The 647-nt window shown below is 70.5% G+C and carries 1 protein-coding gene and 1 tRNA gene; both read left to right on the top strand.

Translation table 11 applies throughout. The annotated features are described in order from the left end of the window. Nucleotides 1-352, top strand: a 352-nt coding sequence (locus EAO70_RS35005; RefSeq protein ID WP_148006846.1) for a GNAT family N-acetyltransferase, incomplete at its 5' end; no start/stop codon positions are given. A gap of 96 nt (nt 353-448) precedes the next feature. Next, nucleotides 449-522 (top strand) — tRNA-Ala (locus EAO70_RS35000). Nucleotides 523-647: the final 125 nt, after the last annotated feature.

Below are 647 nucleotides of genomic sequence, written 5' to 3'. Positions count from 1 at the left end.
GCTCAACGACGCGGTCCAGGCGGAGTACGCCGTCCGCTACGGCGACGAGGGCGACGCCACACCGCTGGACGCCGGGATGTTCGCCCCGCCGCGCGGCCTCTACCTGCTCGCCTACGACCCCGACGGCGCCCCGCTGGCCACCGGCGGCTGGCGCGCCCAGGACGAGAACGACGAGGGCTACGCGAACGGCGACGCCGAACTCAAGCGCATGTACGTGATCCCCGAGGCCCGCGGCCTGGGCCTGGCCCGCCGCATCCTCTCCGCCCTGGAGTCCGACGCCCGCACCGCCGGCCGCACCCCCCTCTTCGACCAGTACGCGGAGGACGACCGCCCCCGGGCGGCCAACGAGTGACCCCACCCGGGGGGCCCGCGACGCCCCCCGGCTGACCTGCGGGGCAATGGATTTTTGTCTGAGCCGGTCGGGGTGCTAATGTTTCACACGTCGCAAGGGCCTGTGGCGCAGTCTGGTAGCGCACCTCGTTCGCATCGAGGGGGTCTGGGGTTCAAATCCCCACAGGTCCACAAACGACAGTTCGCGAGTAGCTCTCGGGAACATGACGAGATCCCGTCCGATCGCAAGATCGGGTGGGATCTTCGTCGTTGTGGGGCCTTACGCGGCTCCGCCCCGGTCGCGGGATCCGAAAAGG

Source organism: Streptomyces sp. adm13(2018), from assembly GCF_008042145.1.
Lineage (GTDB): Bacteria > Actinomycetota > Actinomycetes > Streptomycetales > Streptomycetaceae > Streptomyces.
This window is presented reverse-complemented; position numbering and strand designations above follow the sequence as displayed.